Origin of the sequence: Vibrio mytili (genome assembly GCF_000830505.1) — a bacterium.
Taxonomy (GTDB): Bacteria; Pseudomonadota; Gammaproteobacteria; order Enterobacterales; family Vibrionaceae; genus Vibrio; species Vibrio mytili.
This window is the reverse complement of the sequence record NZ_JXOK01000092.1, coordinates 1-21199: the sequence shown is the minus strand read 5'-3', so window position 1 is coordinate 21199 and position 21199 is coordinate 1. Positions and strand designations below refer to the sequence as shown.

Here is a 21199-nt window from a genome sequence, read left to right as displayed (position 1 = left end):
CAGGCTCTGACTATTATTTTTTTACATTCAAACCAAAAAGCGCCAGTTTCCACACACGGTTACCACGCTTTAACGTTACAAAATCACTGGTTATTCTAGCGACACGATACCCTTCTACCCGCTCACCCTGCTCAACAATGTGATTATTCAAGATTGCGATACATCGAGCATTAGGCTTGCAGACAATGCTATTCAGAGTCGGCACTGGATATTGCTTCACTTGTGGTGTAGCACTCGAATCTGTTGCGGGTGCTTGCCAATCAAATGGGGCAGTCGGATCTTGGTTGGCCCAAGCCGTTCCTGCCGCTACCACTAAAAACATTGAGATAATGAGTTGCTTAACCACCAATAAACTCCTCTCGAGATCCCAAGGTGTACACTTCCAACACCAAGTGTGCTTTTGGGTAGTCTTCAACTTTGTAGCTAAAGCTACGCCAGTAATAGCTTGCCGGCAAGCTTTCTAATTTATTCAAGTAGTTAGCAATAGAGAAGTAGTCTCCCGTTAGCTCCATTCGGACAGGATGCACATAATATCCCGAGTATTGAGATGCATCTTTGTTCTCTGAAATGGGTTCCGAAGGCAACGTTTGCATCGATAGCAAATGAATACCGTCTTGCTGCGCTAACACACTCTCCAATAGTTCCGCCATTTGTGAAGGGCTAATCAGGTGCTCAATGATCTCGGATAACTGTGTAGAAAGGTGCTGACTTTCCGCTAAAAGGTTAGAAATCTCCGAGTCAATTTGAGCGTTAGGATCTTTATTCAATTGCGCTTGAATACGTAAAATACTGGCTTCAGTTTTCTGGTTCTCTAACTTTAAGTTAGTGAGTTGCTTTTCGTTGCGAGCTATCTCATTAAACTTAGGTTCAAGAACTAAGGTAAAGAGCAGCATCACAATTGTCACCAATCCACATACAGCAACGAGCACCTTTTCACGTGCACTCATTTCGCCAAAACGCTCTTCTAATGAAAGCCAAAACTCATTCATTTATCTTTACCCTCGTGCGTTTTTAGTTCAAACGTCACAATACCTGCCTCATTACGACCGATTTTGACTTCATCAAAGGTTCGCCCAACCAAACTGACCTCATGCTTAAATTGGTTTACCCAACTCGGCACGGCACTCGGTGTTTTTGCTAACCCTTTTAAATCCAACGTATTTTGGTTGATACGAATTTCAGATAACGCGATCTGTTTATTACTCAACTTAGCCAGTGACTGCATCACACCTGAATAACCTGCTTGCTGAGAGGCATCATACTTTCCAACCGCTCTTAATGAATCACGCTTGGCTTTGACTTCACGCTCTAGACGCGCTTTTGCGGCGATCTTATTGTTGTCCGGTTGATGTTTACGCAACTGGACTTGGTAACGGTCAAGCTCAGACTTCATAATACTGCCTTTGCTTTTTAAAATAGCGACATCATTTTCTATTCCTTCACTTTGCCAAGTTTCATACCCATACAGCAACATAAGTGCCGCGGCGGCAACGCCCCAAGATATGACGACATTTTTTAAGCTAAGATGCTCTTTTTTTGGCTTTAAATGATCGGGATAGAGATTGATCTTTCGCTCGTTTAACGCCGCAGCGCTATCCGCTAACACATGCCCCGACAGCTCTCGCTCAGTATCGAACAATGGAGAAACTTTGGTGCTCAATCGGTAGTTAAGTGATTGAACTAGCTCGTTTTCGTCTTCTTCATCACAGCACACTTTAAGTTGGTGCAACTGAACATTTCGTAACTGAGAAGAGAGGTAGTCTATCGAGCGCTGCAACTCCAACGACAAACTGTCCATTTGAAGTTCTGTGGATGGCACACCCGTTAACGGTGGCGTTACGCTACGAATAGAGCGGTGAAAAGCGACGGTATGCCCAACAAATGCACTGATACGGAAATGTCCGCGTACACTACGCTGCAAGAGTAAAAAGTTGCCAAGCTCTCCGGCCGTATAACCCCAAACATCGTCTTCTGGAATGATGCTCTCTAACGTCAGTTGAGCTCGATTGGCCAACTGTAAGATTTTATCAAGCACTTTTCTTGATAAAACATAAGCTTGCACTTTGTTTGAATTGGGTAGCTCTACTGCATCTGCGACAATATCGATGGCTCGCTCAGAAATCAGCTCTTTTAACAAAAATGGCAATGCAGCTGGCCACTCCTGACGAGGCATTGCGGGTTTGTCAATTTGATACATCTGATAGTAGTTATGTGACAGCACAACTGTCAGCGAGTCACTTGAACTCGCAGCAACACCTAAAGCTTGTTCTAAGGCTTTTTCCCAGTTTGATTCAGAGATTTCAAACTGCGCAGGGCGCCCATTCTTTGTTGGAGAGGACAAGTAAACAGCATCTGGCTGAACCACCAAGAAGCCAGTGCGACCACCGTTTTTAGATGGCATAAACTTGTCAAACAATGTTTTTAAATCCATGTTTATTATCTTTATTTTTTCCGCCATCGATTCCGCTTGCCCAGTTTTACTTGAGGCTCTTGACGAGGGCTTTTGACGCTCTGAGGACGAGGGAGATATTGCCTCTCGGGAGAGAAGAAACGCCCCTGCCCACCATACACACCTAATTCAGTTAATGTGTTTAACTCATGTCGGTTCTCAATGCCCACTGCGATGACTTGGGTTTTGCTGTTTTCCGCAGCACCGAGCATGCTACGAATAAATAACTGGTTCTCAGGTCGCTGGTCTATTTTGGTGACCAAACTGCGATGAAGCTTAAGATAACGAATATCTACCTCTTTCAAGTAGTGAGTACTGACGATCGTACGCCCCGCTTGCGCGATCATGATATGGCACCCTAAACCAGTCAGCATCTTAGCGACAGGCCGCATAAAGTCTAAATGTTTGACAAATTGCGCTTCTACAAACTCAAAGCTCAGACAGGCTCTTTGCGCATGTGACAATTGTAGAAGTTCATAACGAAACCATTTGAAGTAGTCTCGATTAGAGAATGGCACCACGTTCAAGTTTAACGCATAACATACCGATGGCTTATTTTCGCCTTTAAAAAACGTTAAGAATTTATTAACAACCGCTCTGTCCATTTGCGCTTCATAACCGACTTGGCGGATAGCAGAAATGAACCGAGAAGCTTTCACAATGCCATTTTCAGGATCGCGAATACGACACATCAATTCTTGGTACAAAGGCTTATCATTGGTAAAGTTTGCAATGACATACACCGACTGTGCGTAGAGTATCACATTTTCAGATGTCAGCACTTTGTCAAATAATGTGCGCCACCTCACACTTCCTCGAGATTCTTCATCATGATTCCATTTTTTGAAACGACTCCAGTTATTGTTGCCCTGTAATTGAGCACTTCTCCACTTCTCAACGCGGTTTCTGCTTCATCAATAATTTGACTGTGCCGTTCGCCTTCTTTATACATGGTAATGCCAATGTGGCACCAATCTTCTGGATCCAAAGGTTCTGGCGGCATGAGCTTTTCAAGTTGACGAATACATTGAGAAGCAAGATTTGCCACATCTTTTGAACTTTGGTGCGGTAAAAACAGCGCAAAATCGGCATCATAATAACGAGAAAAAACCACATCAGGGTAACGTTGCACTAAGTTGGAAAGTAAACTCCCAACCTCAACGATAAACTCGTCACACGACTGCTTGTCTTGAACCTCTTCAACTGACTTCCAGTCGTGAATACGTACCAATAGCACCGCACCACGCGATCCACTCTCCAGAAGCGCCGATTCCAGTTTGCTGTCAAACAGCACTCGGTTTGCCGTTCCGGTCAGTTTATCAAGAAAGGTTTGCGTGCGAATGAACGTGTCGAACCGGCTTCGTTCTTGGCGCGCATCCTGTAATTCTTCAATCAGCACATCGAGCGCTTCACTTGCTGTATATGGCCACTCTTTTTCATCACCTTTCGCGTATTGTTCAACACGCCCTGCAAGGATCATCCGCCCCCGCTCTTCCAGCATTTCAGATCCGAGTAATTGCTCTTTTAACCAAGCAACACCTCGCATTAAGCAAAAAATAATCAAAATAACCGCAAGCGTGATCGACCAAAGAGCATGCAACGAGTAGCTATAACCTAAATAAGGCGGCAATGCTTTAAAGTGAATGACATAGTCTTGGTTGTGCGCCAGAGGATATTCTTTTTCAAATAAAAGCGACGCATCCAACTTATGTGAAGTATCTTTGAAACGATAAACAACCGCATTGTCGGTCGATAGGGTCATTTCAACAATATTACTGGCCTGGAGCATCTTAGGCATCCAACGTTGCATTGAATACGCAGCGTCTGGGTCGACCATTTCCTTGTCGACGACTTCTACAATTCCCTCTAAATAATGGTTGAGATACTCCTGCCCAAGCCGTTTAAAGGAAAGAGTGCCACCGACAAACAAGATAAACATCGCACAGATGACGATCATAGTGACAAAAGCCACCAGCCGTGTGCTCAGTTTCAAGGTTGGGGTATACCTCATGAATACTAAATCCTTTTTCTATTCACTATATCCAAATGATTCAAAATGCGAGGGGCTGAGATCATACTAATCACACGAAGAAAACCGTGCATAATACGCAACTTGATTAACGCAACTGCACGTCAAATAGCATGGTGACGTCATACAAAAGAGCGAGATAAAACCAGCATTTCAAGGTTATTTGGGCATATACCTTATTGGAGTACTTATACTGGATTAGTTCGCGCTAAACAATCGTATTAGCTTGATAGTGAGAGGCTTCGGCATATATCTCTTGCCACAAATTGGAAGAAATAAAAAAGCCGCGAGTTCTCGCGGCTTCTTAAACGACTATACAACTAAAGTGCGACCTTGAGATCAGAACGGAATGTCGTCGTCAAAATCCATCGGTGGCTCATTGTATTGCTGCTGAGGTTGCTGCGGAGCCTGTTGTTGAGGTTGCTGTTGCTGAGGCGCGTTGTATTGTTGCTGCTGGGCCGGTTGTTGAGGTTGTCCCCAGCCACCTTGTTGCTGTTGACCACCTGTAGCAGGTGCGCCACCTTGCGAACGACCACCAAGCATTTGCATCACGCCATTGAAGCCTTGTACCACAACTTCCGTTGAGTAACGGTCTTGACCACTTTGGTCTTGCCATTTACGGGTTTGTAGTTGACCTTCAATGTAAACTTGTGAGCCTTTACGTAGATACTCACCAGCCACTTCCGCAAGCTTGCCGAACAACACTACACGATGCCATTCTGTCTTTTCGCGCTGCTCGCCAGTCGCTTTATCACGCCATGAATCAGAGGTTGCAATAGTAATATTTGCTACTGCACCGCCATTCGGCATGTAACGAATTTCAGGGTCGTTACCTAAATTTCCCACCAAAATAACTTTGTTAATTCCACGGCTGGCCATGATGTGCTCCGTTTCACTCTGGATATATAAAATTTTAGCGCACTAGAATAGCACGCTTTAATCGTTGGATTAAACCCTAAGCCAAAATAACCTCAAGATGCTTGATTTGAGAAGCGCAATCTCGCCGCAAGTTAAACGTGTAGCATTTTTGATTCTATTTGCAGAAAATTTATCGTGTTCCTTTGAATCTGAACGCATTTATTCGCTAAAGCGGTAGCTCTTGCTGATCTTTAATGCCAGTTTACGGCCTTGGTTGAACATAAGGAGGTAGGCACACGTGAAAAAATCAGCTTATGCCAGAAAGCTTTTTCTTATCAGTATGAAAGAGAACACAGGCCAAACAGTTGCTGCTCTGGAAAAGTTAGCCGACATGAATATTCCGGTTATCTCAACAGAGGATTTAATGGAAGCGAAGCCGGAATACCGTAACAAAATTCTGCTCCTTGATTTTAATGAGCACAAATGTCTCGTCCAATCGATCAAGAATTTACCACTCGTATGGAAAAACTTTGAGACGATCATTTTCAACGTTCCTAAGCGCCTGACCACGGATGAGCTACTCTCATTTGGTCAACTCAAAGGCGTGTTCTACCAAGATGACTCCGCGGAACAAATTGCTGAAGGACTAAAGGGAATTGTTAATGGGCAAAACTGGCTGCCACGCAACGTAACAAGCCAGCTTTTGCATTACTACCGCAATGTCATCAATACTCACACAGCACCGGCCACCGTAGATCTTACAATTAGAGAATTGCAAGTCTTACGCTGCCTACAAGCAGGCGCATCGAATAGCCAAATGGCAGAAGAATTATTTGTCAGTGAGTTTACGATCAAATCGCACTTGTACCAGATTTTTAAGAAGCTCTCGGTGAAAAACCGCGTACAAGCAATCGCTTGGGCAGATCAGAACCTAATATCATAAAGAAACCTATTAATGGTTCTCGGTACCCGATTCGTCATCGCTCATGCTTTTTCCGTTTATTTCTCACCTTTTTTCCTACTTTATTCATGATTCGTTCGCACCTCTCATGTTAAAGTGTTGAGCAAATTCTTGATAATAACGACGAGAAAGGATAATCCCCCAATGATTAAGAAATGTCTGTTCCCTGCTGCAGGCTATGGTACACGCTTCCTACCTGCGACCAAGTCTATGCCTAAAGAGATGATGCCAGTAGTGAACAAACCGTTGATTGAATACGGTGTAGAAGAGGCAATCCAAGCTGGTATGGACGGCATGTGTATTGTTACTGGCCGTGGCAAACACTCAATCATGGATCACTTCGACAAAAACTATGAACTTGAACATCAAATCAGTGGCACAAACAAAGAAGAGCTGCTGGTAGATATTCGTGAAATCATCGACTCTGCAAACTTTACTTACATTCGCCAACGCGAAATGAAAGGTTTGGGTCACGCGATTCTAACTGGCCGTGAACTGGTTGGTGACGAACCTTTCGCCGTAGTATTGGCCGATGACTTGTGCGTGAATGAAGAAGGGGATGGCGTACTGGCTCAAATGGTTGCGCTCTTTAAACAGTTCCGTTGTTCAATCGTTGCAGTACAAGAAGTGCCAGAAGAAGAAACGCACAAATACGGTGTGATTGCTGGTGAGATGATTAAAGATGACATCTTCCGCGTTGATAACATGGTAGAAAAGCCAGAACAAGGCACGGCACCAAGTAACCTAGCGATCATCGGACGGTATATTCTAACTCCAGATATCTTTGACCTTATTGAAAGCACAGAACCTGGCAAAGGTGGTGAGATTCAAATCACCGATGCGTTGCTAAAACAAGCTAAAGCAGGTTGTGTTCTGGCGTATAAATTTAAAGGTCAACGTTTTGACTGCGGTAGTGTCGAGGGCTATATCGAAGCGACTAACTACTGTTTCGAAAATCTGTACCTAAAAGATGAGAAAAAATCAGAACTCGGTAAACACGCAACGCAACGTTCTGCGTAAGCTTGTTAAGCCACTCCTATTATAAGCTATGAAGCCCAGCACTTTGCTGGGCTTTTCTTTACTGTTTTTTTGTCCAGTATTTCTTTGCACATTTCTCACACTATGTAATACTTGCCCCACTTGGTTATACATAGAGCAAATACGATGGATAAAATAGAAGTTCGCGGTGCCCGAACCCATAACCTCAAAGATATTAACCTTACCATTCCTCGCGATAAGCTGACTGTTATCACCGGGTTAAGTGGCTCTGGTAAGTCTTCTCTCGCATTCGATACCTTATATGCAGAAGGACAGCGACGCTATGTAGAATCACTTTCTGCTTACGCTCGTCAGTTTTTGTCTCTGATGGAAAAGCCCGATGTCGATCATATCGAAGGGCTATCACCCGCTATTTCTATTGAACAAAAATCCACTTCTCATAACCCGCGCTCGACGGTCGGCACAATTACTGAAGTTTACGATTACTTACGCCTGCTATATGCCCGTGTAGGTGAGCCGAGATGTCCAACCCATCACGTTCCGCTTGCGGCTCAGACCATTAGCCAAATGGTAGACAAAGTCTTGGAACTGCCTGAGGGAAGCAAGATGATGTTGCTCGCCCCCATTGTTAAAGAACGTAAAGGCGAGCACGTCAAAACCTTAGAAAACCTTGCTGCACAGGGTTTTATCCGTGCCCGTATTGACGGTGAAACCTGCGATTTATCCGATCCCCCAACGTTAGAGCTACATAAAAAACATACGATTGAAGTGGTGGTAGATCGCTTCAAAGTACGCCCAGATTTACAGCAACGTTTAGCGGAATCTTTCGAAACAACCTTGGAGCTGTCTGGTGGTATCGCTGTTGTCGCTCCAATGGACGGAGAAGACGAAGAAATCATCTTCTCTGCCAACTTCGCTTGCCCTAAATGTGGTTACAGTATGCAAGAGCTGGAACCAAGATTGTTCTCATTCAATAACCCTGCTGGGGCTTGCGGCACGTGTGATGGTTTAGGTGTTCAACAGTATTTCGATCCTAGTCGTGTCATTCAGGATGATTCGCTCAGCCTGGCGCAAGGTGCGATTCGTGGCTGGGACCAAAAGAACTATTACTATTTCCAAATGTTGACCTCTCTTGCGGATCACTACGGATTTGACTTACACGCGCCGTTCAACTCATTGTCGAAAAAAATACAAGATGTGATTTTAAAAGGCTCTGGCCGCACCGAAGTTGAGTTTAAGTACATCAATGATCGTGGTGACATCCGTGTAAAACGTCACCCATTCGAAGGAATTCTCAATACCCTTGAGCGACGCTATCGCGATACAGAATCTAACTCGGTACGAGAAGACCTCGCTAAGTATATCTCCACTAAATCATGCTCAAGCTGTGGCGGTACACGCCTTCGCTTAGAAGCCAGAAACGTCTTTATTGCCGATACCACATTGCCTGAAATTGTTGAACTAAGCATCGCTGATGCGTTAGCTTTTTTTGAAACGTTGAAATTGGAAGGCCAACGAGCGCAAATTGCCGAAAAGGTCATGAAAGAGATAAATGATCGTTTGCAGTTTTTAGTCAACGTTGGCTTGAATTATCTCAACCTATCGAGAAGTGCTGAAACCTTATCTGGCGGTGAAGCACAGCGTATCCGTTTGGCAAGCCAAATCGGAGCAGGGCTCGTTGGTGTAATGTATGTACTGGATGAGCCCTCAATAGGTCTCCACCAGCGTGATAATGAGCGACTGCTAAAGACCCTAACTCACCTGCGTGATTTAGGTAATACCGTTTTGGTTGTTGAGCATGATGAAGATGCCATTCGTTGTGCTGACCACGTGATTGATATTGGCCCTGGCGCAGGGGTTCATGGTGGTAATGTGGTCGCAGAAGGAACCATGGCAGAGATTATTGCTAACCCTAACTCACTGACCGGACAATATTTAAGTGGTGCGAAAGAAATCGCCGTGCCAAAAGAACGCACCCCTCGCGATCCTAAAAAGACGGTGGAGCTGATTGGCGCAACGGGTAATAACCTGAATAACGTCAATTTATCATTACCTGTTGGTTTATTTAGCTGTATCACCGGTGTATCTGGCTCAGGTAAGTCGACTCTGATTAACGATACGTTCTTCAAAATTGCACATACTCAACTGAATGGAGCAACAACGGCTCATCCATCGCCTTACAAGTCGATCAAGGGTCTGGAACACTTTGATAAAGTGATCGACATTGATCAAAGCCCTATTGGTCGAACCCCTCGTTCTAACCCTGCAACCTACACTGGCATCTTTACTCCGATCCGTGAACTGTTTGCAGGTACTCAGGAATCACGCTCACGAGGCTATAAGCCAGGTCGCTTCAGTTTTAATGTGCGCGGTGGTCGCTGTGAAGCTTGTCAGGGCGATGGCGTGATCAAGGTAGAAATGCACTTCCTACCCGATGTTTACGTCCCATGTGATGTCTGTAAAGGAAAACGCTATAACCGCGAAACCTTAGAAGTTCGCTACAAAGGCAAAACCATTGATGAAGTGCTCGAAATGACGGTCGAAGATGCACACGTGTTCTTTGAGCCGGTTCCTGCAATAGCACGTAAACTCCAAACCTTAATGGATGTCGGCTTGTCCTACATTCGCCTTGGGCAAGCCGCCACCACGTTATCTGGTGGTGAAGCGCAACGAGTAAAGCTGGCAAGAGAGTTGTCCAAGCGAGACACAGGGAAAACGCTCTACATTTTGGATGAACCAACCACTGGCTTGCATTTCCATGATATTCAACAATTGTTATCGGTTCTCCACCGACTACGTGACCATGGCAATACGGTAGTGGTGATTGAACACAATCTTGATGTCATAAAAACGGCGGACTGGATTGTCGACTTAGGTCCAGAAGGAGGTCAAGGTGGTGGTGAAATTATCGCTCAAGGAACACCTGAAGATGTGTCCCAGATCGAAGGTTCGCACACAGCCCACTTCCTTAAGCCTATGTTGAAATAAAAAAAACAGGTAAAGTACAAAGACCAGTAGATACTGGTCTTTTTTAATTCAAATCATGCAAATATTAAAAGCAATGCAATATCTATGGCCACTATACACGTAAGTGGAACCAAACTTTCGCCTAAGAAAGCTCAGGTCCCTCTCAATCGCAAGTTTCTCATCGCTTTGGCAGTTCTGTTTATACTGGCGATGCACTTTTTTATGCCTAACCCTGGCGGTGCAGGGCTAGCCTTATCATTCAATGCGACCACTTGGATTGTATTTAGTTTTGCACTGGGTATCGGCTTTTATCATCTTGCCCGCAATCAGACTTTAAGGTTTTCTAAATTAACCATCGGCTTGTTTATCAGTGCTGGCATTATGACGGTGCCCATACTGTATCCAAACGCAAATATTGAGTTAGCAACAAATAAACTCATTGGCCTTTGGTGTGGCTTCTTGTTTTTTGTGGTTTTGCAACAATTTCATTTTAGTAATAAGCATCGACAACGACTGCTGTGGTTTATCGTGTTAGCGGTGATCATCGAAGCCATTTTTGGTCTGATACAGTACCTATACCTCAAGCCTGGTAACCCGTTCGGCTATAACACCGTGGCGAATAGACCGTATGGTATTTTTCAACAGCCAAACGTTATGGCAAGCTTTCTTGCGACCGGTTTGGTCATCGCGAGCTACTTACTCGCCCGACAGCCGTATAAATACTCACGCAAACTTAGCGATATTTACTTACTGTATGCCGTGCCAGTTTTAACGCTCCCCTTGCTTGTTGCTTTGGCGTCAAGGACAGGCTGGTTAGCGTCTATAATTGCAGTGTTGCTGGTCATTCCATACATGTACCGCTACACGACCAAAAAGCGATTTACACATTGGGTTAGCTCCATCGTCGCAGGACTAATGCTATCTGTTGTTGTGATGTATATTGCTTTCCCCGATGGTGGTGGCTTAGCGGCAGAAAAAGTGAATATGGAGTCAGCTCGCACTTATACTTTTCCACAAACTTTGGATATGGTCATCGAAAAGCCGTTTACAGGTTATGGTTATGGTAAGTTTGAGTCTGCCTATATGCTTTACACCGCTAGACAGCATGCACTCAATACTAACTACCCTGCTGGCTTACCTTCGATGGATCATCCCCACAATGAGTTGCTTTATTGGGGGGTTGAGGGTGGTTTATTACCAATACTCGGCATCTTTTTAGCATGGCACTGGTGCTGCACCGCATTTATCAAGCTAAACGAGGGACTCGTCTGGCATTGCTCGGACTCTTTATTCCAATAGTGTTGCACTCGCAATTGGAATACCCGTTTTATCACTCGCTGGCGCACTGGCTGACTTTCATTATTCTACTTTACTGGGTTGATCAGAGAGTCTCTCGCTATCGGCAAGTAGGATTTACGAACATCACCAAAGCGTTATTGCGCGTCTTAAGCTTGATCTTTCCAATTATATTGACGTTCTACATGGTCAGTGCGCTACACACTAACTATATTCTGACTAAGTTCGAATCCACGCGCCCAACCAACCCAGACATTTTAAATCAAGTGAGTAATCCGGTGGTGTGGAAAGATAGGTTTGACTGGGATGTGTATAGCACCTTCCTCAATATTGGTTTATACAAGCAAGATCCAAGCTTAATTCAACCATATATCGATTGGTCGCTTAAGATCATCAAAGACAAACCACGGCCTGCTTTTTATAATAACTTGATTCTTGCTTACCAAGGATTGGATGACAGCAGCAAAGCAGAACAAATACGCGCTGAGGCACAATTCTTATTCCCTAACATTGATTTTAGTGACGTCAATTACCAACCGCCGTCACATGCGCAGCCAGCTTCGCCAGCACAATCAATGACACAACCAACAACGAAGTAAAAACAAAAAAGCGAAGAGCACCGCCTTCGCTTTTTTGTACAACCGACCTTATAGAGTTGCTCGGTATAGCATGCAGTTATTGAGTCAGGGACTCTTCCAACGCTTTTAGACATAAAGCCACATTTTCAGCACGTGCCCCGTAGCCCATCAACCCAATTCGCCATGCTTTCCCAGCCAAGGTGCCTAGTCCTGCCCCAATCTCTAGGTTATACGTTGTTAACAAATGCGTGCGAACTTTCGCTTCATCAATACCTTCTGGCACATAAATCGCGTTCAGTTGAGGTAAACGGTACGCTTCTTCAACGACGAACTCAAAGCCCAGTTTTTGTAAACCTGTTTTAAGCTTTTCATGCATTTTCTGATGACGTGCCCATGCATTTTCAAGCCCCTCATTTTTTAGTATCAATAGAGCTTCATGTAAAGCATAAAGGCTGTTAACAGGCGCAGTATGGTGATAGCTGCGCTTTCCTTCACCGCTCCAGTAACCTAGTACCAAACTTTGATCGAGGAACCAACTTTGTACTGGTGTGGTTCTCGATTGAATTTTCTCTATTGCAGCCGCCGAGAAAGTCACAGGGGATAAACCTGGCACACATGACAAACACTTCTGGCTCCCCGAGTAAACGGCATCCAACTGCCACTCATCCACTTTTAGTGGCACACCACCCAATGACGTAACCGCATCAACAATGGATAGAGCGTTGTACTGCTTCGCTAGTTGGCCAAGAGCTTGTGCATCACTGACGGCCCCTGTTGACGTTTCTGCATGAACAAATGCTAAGATTTTGGTATCAGGATGCTGCTGAAGGGCTTGATCGACTTTATCGACTGAAACGGGATTCCCCCACTCGTCGTCAACCACTACCACCTCACCTCCCGCACGAATGACGTTTTCACGCATACGATCACCAAACACACCATTGCGGCATACGATGACCTTATCACCTTTTTCAATCAAGTTAACGAAGCACGCTTCCATCCCGGCACTACCTGGGGCAGAAACTGCAATGGTAAAATCATTTTCTGTTTGAAATGCGTATTTTAATAACTGCTTGAGCTCATCCATCATGCAATAAAGAGTGGGTCTAAATGTCCCACCGTTGGCCGACTTAAAGCTTGCAGAACCTGCGGGTAGATATCGGAAGGACCTGGTCCCATTAAGATACGGTGAGGGGGAATAAAGCTTTGGATCGTCATAGCAGCTCCTTGTTTGACGTCATTTGGGCCCGAACGAGAACAATTATTTTTTAGAATTTAGATGAGGTATCGGGCATTAAAACTCACACTAATGGATTTTTCAGAACTCGGCAATTAGCCGTAAGTATAGAAGTCGGACCAGCATCACAGATTCATAAACAAAAAACACTAAGAAAGGGCGAAATAGTGATTGACATTGAACACCTAAAACCGTTCAATGTTTGAGCTTTATGTAGAAGAGGAGCACTACCCAGGTAGATGATTTGTGGAACCGCAATTCCCATACCAATCATTCAGGGGGAGTAGTGCCGAGGTAAGCCAAAGTTGTGGTTTTGGCTTGTCGGTTGACTTGGGTTGAATCCCATCAACTGTCATCAGTGCCGTCTGGTGAAGAGCTTCTGAGGGTACATTTTTTATATACCATTCTAAATTCCTCTCTTTTTGCTCTGTTCCTTTCCTCACATACATTGGACGTGTGTATTATTTTTATTAGGAAGTCGTGGGAGAACATAGTGAGCGCATTTAATGTAGCTAAATTTGGTGGAACCAGTGTTGCTAATTTCGAAGCAATGAGCCGTTGTGCCGCCGTTATTGAAAACAATCCAGATACTCGCCTTGTCGTTAGCAGTGCTTGCTCTGGTGTCACTAACTTGCTTGTAGCGTTAGCGAATGGTGTTCAAGATCAAGAGAAGCGCACAGAGTTGCTACAACAACTTGCAAGCATTCATGACGCGATTCTTTCACAACTAAAAGACTCTGCACAGACCTCTTCTGAGGTGTATGCCATTTTAGATACGGTCACTAGCCTTGCGGAAGCTGCTTCAATTCAAGCAAGCAACAAATTAACGGATCACTTAGTGGCATGTGGTGAGCTGATGTCAACGCACATTCTTGCTCAACTAATGCGTGAGCGCGGCATTAATGCTGTGCGTTTTGACATACGCGATGTGTTAAGAACAGATGATAACTTTGGCCGAGCTGAGCCCGATGTAGAATCTATTGCTCAGTTAGCGCAAGAAAAACTTGTCCCACTATGTCAGCAGTCAGTTGTGGTTACACAAGGCTTTATCGGTTCCGATGTATCAGGAAACACGACAACCTTGGGACGTGGTGGCAGTGATTATAGTGCCGCACTGATTGCAGAAGGTGTGAAAGCTTCAGGTCTGGAAATTTGGACGGATGTTCCGGGTATCTATACTACCGATCCTCGCATTGCACCCAAAGCATCCCCCATCCCAGAAATCAGCTTTAGCGAAGCGTCAGAAATGGCGAACTTTGGTGCGAAGATCCTGCATCCTTCGACATTGGTGCCTGCACTTCGTCACGATATTCCGGTCTTTGTGGGCTCTTCAAAAGAACCCGAAAAAGGTGGTACCTGGATACGTCATGAAGTAGAAAGTTCACCATTATTTCGTGCTTTGGCTTTACGTTGTAATCAAACCATGGTGACATTGCGCAGTGCAAATATGTTCCAAGCGTACGGCTTTTTGGCCAAAGTCTTCGAAATTTTGGCAAAATACAAAATCTCTGTGGATCTGATTACGACATCAGAAATCAGTGTTTCTCTAACATTGGATCAAACCGATACTGCAGGCGGAGCACCGCAATTACCTCAAGCAGCAAGAGAAGAGCTAGAAACGTTGTGTACGGTTAAAGTCGAACATGATCTTTGCCTTGTCGCTCTAATCGGCAATAACATGAGCGATACTAAAGGTTACGCGAAACAAGTATTCAGCACCTTAGATGACTTTAATCTACGTATGATTTGTTACGGAGCGAGCCACCACAACCTATGCTTCTTGGTCAGCAGTTCAGATTCAAAACAAGTCATTCAAAAATTACATTCTGAGCTATTTGAGCAATAATTTAGATAAACAAAGGGCTGCACATTGGCAGCCCATTTCATTCCGATCGCTTGTTTACAGTGATTGAGATTAGCCGTTGATGTTCGGCCCCAACCATTTTTCTGCTTCAAGCCTATCCCAACCTTTTCGCTCTGCGTAGCTTTCCAGTTGATCTTCTTGGATCTGGGCGATCGCAAAGTAACGCGAGTCAGGATGAGAGAAATACCACCCAGAGACAGAAGCACCTGGATACATGGCATAGCTTGATGTAAGAGACATACCAATACTCTCTTCTACATTAAGCAGTTCCCATAAAGGGCCTTTTTCGGTATGTTCGGGACAAGCAGGGTAACCCGGAGCAGGACGTATGCCTTGGTATTTTTCACGAATTAGCTCTTCATTTGACAAGCTTTCATCCACTGCATAGCCCCAAATCTCTTTACGCACTCGCTCATGCAGGTATTCAGCAAAGGCTTCCGCTAAACGATCGGCAACGGCTTGGATCATGATCGCATTGTAATCATCACCTTTTGCTTTAAATTCGTCGGCCAATTCACGTTCACCAATTCCACCGGTAACGGCAAACGCACCGATCCAGTCTCTCTTACCAGACGCTTTTGGCGCGATGTAATCTGAAAGGCAGTAGTTAAACCCTTTCGGTTTCTCGGTTTGCTGACGAAGGTTACGTAGAACTTTTGCTACGTTCGAACGAGACTCATCCGTATAGACTTCAATATCGTCGTCTACGCTAGCGGCAGGGAAAAGGCCACACATCCCTCTTGCTTTCATTAAGCCTTCTCGCTCAACACGATCAAGGAGCTCATTGGCATCATGGAAAAGACGCTTCGCTTCTTCTCCGACCTCTTCATGCTCGAAGATAGTTGGGTATTTGCCCACAAGCGACCAGGTCATAAAAAATGGTGTCCAATCGATGTAGCTACGTAACGTTGCCACATCGAAATCATCAAATACATGAATACCTGGTTTTGCGGGAGCAGGAGGTGTATACGCATCCCAATCGATAACGACTTTGTTTGCTCGTGCTTGTTCAAGCGTGACAGGCTTCGTTCTAGGCTTTTTACGGCTATGCTGGTCACGCACGCGGTCATAATCCGCCTCCAGCTTTTCGACAAACGCAGGACGGCGCTCATCTGATAACAGTGAAGTACATACACCAACAGCCCGAGAGGCATTGTTAACATAAACCACTGGGTGCTTGTAATTCTGTTCTATCTTAACCGCAGTATGTGCTTTGGATGTCGTCGCGCCACCAATCAAAAGCGGCAGGTTGAAATCCAGCCGTTCCATTTCTTTAGCCACATGGACCATTTCATCAAGTGAAGGGGTGATCAGGCCGGAAAGACCAATAATGTCGACGTTTTCTTCCTGCGCAACTTTCAGAATCTTTTCACATGGAACCATGACACCAAGGTCGATGATTTCGTAGTTGTTACATTGGAGTACAACACCAACGATATTTTTACCGATATCGTGTACGTCACCTTTCACGGTAGCTAATAGGATTTTACCGTTTGTCTGACCAACTTGCTTTTCAGCATTAATATAAGGTTCTAAGTGAGCAACGGCTTGTTTCATAACTCGCGCTGATTTGACTACCTGTGGCAAGAACATCTTACCTTCACCAAACAAGTCACCAACCACATTCATACCGTCCATGAGCGGGCCTTCAATCACTTCCAATGGCTTGGAAGCTTTAACGCGAGCTTCTTCTGTATCATCAACAATAAACTCGGTTATCCCCTTAACTAAGGCGTGCTCCAAACGCTTTTCTACAGGCCATGTACGCCATTCTAACGCGGAGGCATCTTCTTCTTTTCCAACACCTTTATCGGCATATTCAGAAGCGATATCCAACAATCTTTCAGTGGCATCATTACGACGGTTTAGAACCACATCCTCTACCGCCTCTCGAAGCTTTTCAGGAACGTTGTCGTAGATTTCTAACTGACCTGCGTTGACGATCCCCATATCCATGCCGTTCTTGAAACAGTGATAGAGAAATACAGCATGGATCGCTTCTCGTACATAGTTATTGCCACGGAAGGAGAATGATACGTTGGAAACGCCACCAGAAATCATCGCGTGAGGTAAATCTCGCTTGATATCCGCTACCGCGTTAATAAAGTCAACAGCATAGTTATTGTGCTCGTCAATACCTGTCGCGACAGCGAAGATATTTGGATCAAAAATCACGTCTTCCGGCGGGAAACCTACCTCATCAACCAATATTCGGTAAGCATTGGTACAAATTTCTAATTTGCGTTCTCGCGTATCCGCCTGGCCCACTTCATCAAACGCCATAACTATCACTGCAGCGCCATAACGACGGATCAGCTTCGCTTGCTGAATGAATTTCTCTTTTCCTTCTTTAAGCGAGATAGAGTTAACAATGCCTTTACCCTGGATACACTTAAGGCCAGCCTCGATAACTTCCCACTTGGATGAGTCAACCATGATTGGCACTTTGGATATTTCGGGCTCAGATGCGCACAAGTTCAAGAACCGAACCATACATGCCTCTGCATCAAGCATCCCCTCATCCATGTTGATATCGATGATTTGCGCACCATTCTCAACTTGCTGACGGGCAACATCCAGCGCCTCGTCGTACAGTTCTTCTTTAATCAATCGCTTAAAGCGAGCAGAACCTGTTACATTGGTACGCTCACCAACGTTAATAAACAGTGATTCCTTTTCGATAGTCAGAGGTTCTAAGCCAGAAAGGCGACATGCAACGGGCAGTTCTGGTAGTCGACGAGGAGTAACACCTTCAACTGCTTCAGCCATGTGTCGAATGTGCTCTGGCGTTGTACCACAACAGCCACCAATTAAGTTGAGGAAGCCACTTTCAGCCCACTCTTTTACATGTACGGCCATATCTTCTGGAGACAGATCGTATTCACCAAAAGCATTAGGTAGGCCCGCATTAGGGTGAGTAGAAATAAAAGATTCAGAGATACGAGACAACTCTTCTACGTATGGTCGAAGCTCATCGGGACCGAGTGCACAGTTCAAGCCAAAGGATATCGGCTTGACGTGTCTTAACGAGTTGTAAAAGGCCTCGGTGGTTTGTCCGGATAATGTACGTCCAGAAGCGTCTGTGATCGTGCCAGAGATCATGACTGGCAATGTCATACCAAGTTCTTCGAATACACTTTCAACGGCAAAAGAACACGCTTTCGCGTTCAACGTATCAAAGATGGTTTCGATTAGGATGAGATCGCAGCCACCTTTAATTAACGCGCGAGTCGACTCTGAGTACGCTTCGACTAGTTCATCGAAGGATACATTACGGTAACCGGGATCATTAACATCAGGGGAGATAGAACATGTGCGGTTAGTAGGCCCAAGCACGCCAGCAACATAACGCGGTTTATTTGGCGTTTTTGCCGTCCATTCATCCGCCACTTCACGAGCTAACTGAGCAGCAGTAAAGTTAATTTCTTCACTAATGCTCTCCATTTCATAGTCAGCCATCGCAATCGTGGTTGCGTTAAATGTATTGGTTTCGAGGATATCGGCGCCTGCTTCTAGATAAGCGCTATGAATCTCCATAATCAACTGAGGTTGAGTCAGAACCAACAAATCGTTGTTACCCTTTAGGTCACATTGCCAGTCAGCAAAACGTTCTCCGCGATAGTCTTGCTCTTCAAGCTTATGACCCTGAATCATGGTGCCCATGCCGCCATCGATCAGAAGAATACGTTGCTTTAATTGCGCTTCAATCTGTTGTCTTAAATTACTTCCCACAGTACAACCTCGTTCCTTTAGTTATGTCCACATCCTATCACACAAACTAAAGGAGTCTAGACGTCTAAATATCGAATTATCGATTATTTTATCCCCAGCCTTACTAATGAAAATAATCAACAAAAAATGTTTGCTATTTAATCAACATCAACCGAAAATTCCATTCACAAATTATTACAAATAGAGAGCTCTATGTCGGTATACCATACTTTATGTTTTCTCTCCGCAGCAGCGATGCTGATTGCTTTTGTAAATAGCAAGATAGGAAAGATGCAAACGACCATCGCCATTACTGCTGGCTCAATGGTACTTTCGCTCCTGATTCTGATAGCAGGTCAAAACAACTGGTTTCACCTCACCGAAATTGCAACGGAGACGGTAACTAGAATCAACTTTGAAGATTTTCTACTTAAAGGGATACTCGGCTTTTTACTTTTTGCTGGTGGCTTGGGCATTAAACTCCCTCACCTAAAAGATCAAAAGTGGGAAATCACAACATTAGCGTTAGGTGCGACCCTATTCTCGACCTTCTTTATAGGTTTTGCATTATATGGACTCTGTCAGCTAATAGGCATACAGTTTGATTTAGTTTACTGCTTACTCTTTGGTGCCTTAATCTCTCCCACAGACCCGATCGCCGTTCTTGCCATTGTCAAAAAACTAGATGCACCAGAGCGCATTTCTACTCAAATCGAGGGTGAGTCATTATTTAATGATGGTTTTGGTCTGGTTATTTTTGTCACTCTTTTTACTATTGCTTTTGGTACCGAAACACCGACAGTGGGAAGTGTCACACTTCTGTTTATCCAAGAAGCGATGGGCGGAATTATCTATGGCCTCTTACTCGGCTTACTTTTCCATTATTTGATCAGCGCGACAAATGATCACTCAATGGAGTTGTTATTAACTATCGGTGTTCCTACAGCCGGATATGCGTTTGCAGAATACATTCATGTCTCAGGCCCATTAGCGATGGTGGTCTCAGGGATTATGATTGGTAACTGGACTCGTTTTATCGGGTTTTCGAAAGAAAGCGAAGATCACCTTGATCACTTCTGGGAACTCGTCGATGAATTCTTAAACGGCGTCCTGTTCTTGCTCATCGGTATGTCAATGCTGCTATTTGAATTCCATGAGGAAGACTGGATCATGATGGCCATTGCGGTACCTCTTGTACTAGCAGCTCGCTATCTAAGTGTATTCTTCTCCTATATTGGTTTTAAACGCTACCGTAGATACAACTCATGGTCAGTAAAAATACTAACTTGGGGTGGATTACGTGGTGGTCTTGCGCTAGCGATGGCACTTTCAATTCCATCAGGGATATGGGTTATCCAAGATAAATTGATTGACGTAAAAGAAATTATTCTAGTGATGACATACGCTGTCGTGGTCTTTTCTATCCTGATTCAAGCTCTACCATCACTCCAATGATTGAAAAAGCCAAAACCGAGGAAAAGAAATTAAAGCAAGAGCGAGAAGTTTCATTGAATGACGCTCAAAAAGAGCAAGTCGAATCGTAATAAATTAACGACTCTTTTATATTGAAAGCAGCCTGATGGCTGCTTTTTTTATGCGAATGACCCAAAGGAAGTAACTCAGCGAAGTAGCGAGCCTTTTCAAAGTTAACTGACGCTAAAATAGGGATAAGGAATACATACTGAAAAAGGTGGGATGGCCTAGCTCACTTTCCTAGTGGGCATTAAGGTTACAAGCCAGTTCTGCTAAATCAAGTACCTTGATAAAAATTGGATATTGAGTGAACTATCCTTCTATAACATCAAATAGAATAAGATAACACTAGCACAGCGAGCGATATGGGCCACAATAGGGCAACTCGGATATCAGTAGCTTTAACCATCAAGAATGAACAAGCGCTTAAATATTTATACCAATCACAGTAAATAAGTGATCAGAAATAGCGTAGGAAAAATGCTTGAGAACAAGGCGTAATTTTTCGATAAGTAGTTATTCTACAATCAACCTACTTTATAAACGAAAAGGCAACGAAGTTATCGAGTATTTTAGCAAGCTAGAATGACCAGTTATTTACTACGATTGGTATTAGATTATCCTTTTAACGCAAAAAAGCCCCAGTCTTTCGACAGAGGCTTCATATAAGTGGCGGAGTGGCTGGGGTTGCACACAACCGAGACTCATTCGCCCGAAAGGCGAAACATGCTCATATAAACGCAAAAAAGCCTCAGTCTTTCGACTGAGGCTTCGTAT

General features: G+C 44.4%; 9 protein-coding genes, 4 pseudogenes and 1 riboswitch. Of the genes and pseudogenes, 6 read left to right on the top strand and 7 right to left on the bottom strand.

The genetic code is table 11. The features are described from left to right. Positions 1-13: 13 nt before the first annotated feature. From SU60_RS20775 to SU60_RS20755, 5 genes and pseudogenes are all read right to left on the bottom strand, one after another. Positions 14-346, bottom strand: a complete 333-nt coding sequence (locus SU60_RS20775; RefSeq protein ID WP_041157195.1) for a hypothetical protein — start codon at positions 344-346, stop codon at positions 14-16. Next, positions 339-989, bottom strand: coding sequence for a type II secretion system protein GspM (gene gspM, locus SU60_RS20770; protein WP_041157194.1), 651 nt, complete (start codon positions 987-989; stop codon positions 339-341). The genes SU60_RS20775 and gspM overlap by 8 nt, the downstream gene beginning before the upstream one ends. Further along, the gene (locus SU60_RS20765) at positions 986-2431 is read right to left on the bottom strand and encodes an MSHA biogenesis protein MshI (RefSeq protein WP_041157193.1); all 1446 of its coding nucleotides are present in this window, start codon (positions 2429-2431) and stop codon (positions 986-988) included. Before SU60_RS20765 ends, gspM begins: the two co-directional genes overlap by 4 nt. An 11-nt stretch (positions 2432-2442) precedes the next feature. After that, positions 2443-4460 (bottom strand): annotated as a pseudogene (csrD, locus tag SU60_RS20760) (RNase E specificity factor CsrD). Positions 4461-4817: 357 nt separating this feature from the next. After that, entirely contained in the window at positions 4818-5357 is a 540-nt protein-coding gene (locus SU60_RS20755; protein WP_041157192.1) for a single-stranded DNA-binding protein, read from the bottom strand. 277 nt (positions 5358-5634) lie between these two features. Here SU60_RS20755 and SU60_RS20750 point away from each other — a divergent pair, with 277 nt between their 5' ends. The 4 genes and pseudogenes from SU60_RS20750 (at position 5635) to SU60_RS20735 (ending at position 12158) form a co-directional block, all read left to right on the top strand. After that, positions 5635-6279: a LuxR C-terminal-related transcriptional regulator gene (locus SU60_RS20750; RefSeq protein ID WP_041157191.1), complete on the top strand. Its 645-nt coding sequence runs from the start codon at positions 5635-5637 to the stop codon at positions 6277-6279. Positions 6280-6441: 162 nt separating this feature from the next. After that, complete coding sequence (gene galU, locus SU60_RS20745) at positions 6442-7317, top strand: UTP--glucose-1-phosphate uridylyltransferase GalU (protein ID WP_041157190.1); 876 nt, start codon at positions 6442-6444, stop codon at positions 7315-7317. Between the two features lie 144 nt (positions 7318-7461). After that, positions 7462-10284: an excinuclease ABC subunit UvrA gene (uvrA, locus tag SU60_RS20740; RefSeq protein ID WP_041157189.1), complete on the top strand. Its 2823-nt coding sequence runs from the start codon at positions 7462-7464 to the stop codon at positions 10282-10284. An 84-nt stretch (positions 10285-10368) separates the two neighbouring features. Continuing rightward, positions 10369-12158, top strand: a pseudogene (locus SU60_RS20735) (PglL family O-oligosaccharyltransferase). Between the two features lie 76 nt (positions 12159-12234). Here SU60_RS20735 and SU60_RS20730 read toward each other — a convergent pair. Continuing rightward, positions 12235-13355, bottom strand: a pseudogene (locus SU60_RS20730) (pyridoxal-phosphate-dependent aminotransferase family protein). A 228-nt stretch (positions 13356-13583) separates the two neighbouring features. Further along, positions 13584-13761: riboswitch (Lysine riboswitch) on the top strand. A 106-nt stretch (positions 13762-13867) separates the two neighbouring features. On the opposite strand from SU60_RS20730, the gene lysC reads away from it, so the two are divergent. Then, on the top strand, positions 13868-15220 hold the full coding sequence (gene lysC, locus SU60_RS20725; RefSeq protein WP_041157188.1) for a lysine-sensitive aspartokinase 3: 1353 nt from the start codon (positions 13868-13870) through the stop codon (positions 15218-15220). A gap of 69 nt (positions 15221-15289) precedes the next feature. On the opposite strand, the gene metH is transcribed toward lysC, so the two are convergent. Next, positions 15290-18970 carry a methionine synthase gene (metH, locus tag SU60_RS20720; RefSeq protein WP_041157187.1) on the bottom strand — a complete coding sequence of 1227 codons (3681 nt, stop codon included), beginning with the start codon at positions 18968-18970 and terminating at the stop codon, positions 15290-15292. A gap of 192 nt (positions 18971-19162) precedes the next feature. Here metH and SU60_RS20715 point away from each other — a divergent pair. Further along, a pseudogene (locus tag SU60_RS20715) lies at positions 19163-20493 on the top strand (cation:proton antiporter). Positions 20494-21199 lie beyond the last annotated feature (706 nt).

Excerpts from the sequence above, each read along its gene's own strand:
- gspM (WP_041157194.1), bottom strand. The coding sequence starts at position 989 with ATGAATGAGTTTTGGCTTTCATTAGAAGAGCGTTTTGGCGAAATGAGT.
- SU60_RS20765 (WP_041157193.1), bottom strand. The coding sequence starts at position 2,431 with ATGGATTTAAAAACATTGTTTGACAAGTTTATGCCATCTAAAAACGGT.
- SU60_RS20755 (WP_041157192.1), bottom strand. The coding sequence starts at position 5,357 with ATGGCCAGCCGTGGAATTAACAAAGTTATTTTGGTGGGAAATTTAGGT.
- galU (WP_041157190.1), top strand. The coding sequence starts at position 6,442 with ATGATTAAGAAATGTCTGTTCCCTGCTGCAGGCTATGGTACACGCTTC.
- uvrA (WP_041157189.1), top strand. The coding sequence starts at position 7,462 with ATGGATAAAATAGAAGTTCGCGGTGCCCGAACCCATAACCTCAAAGAT.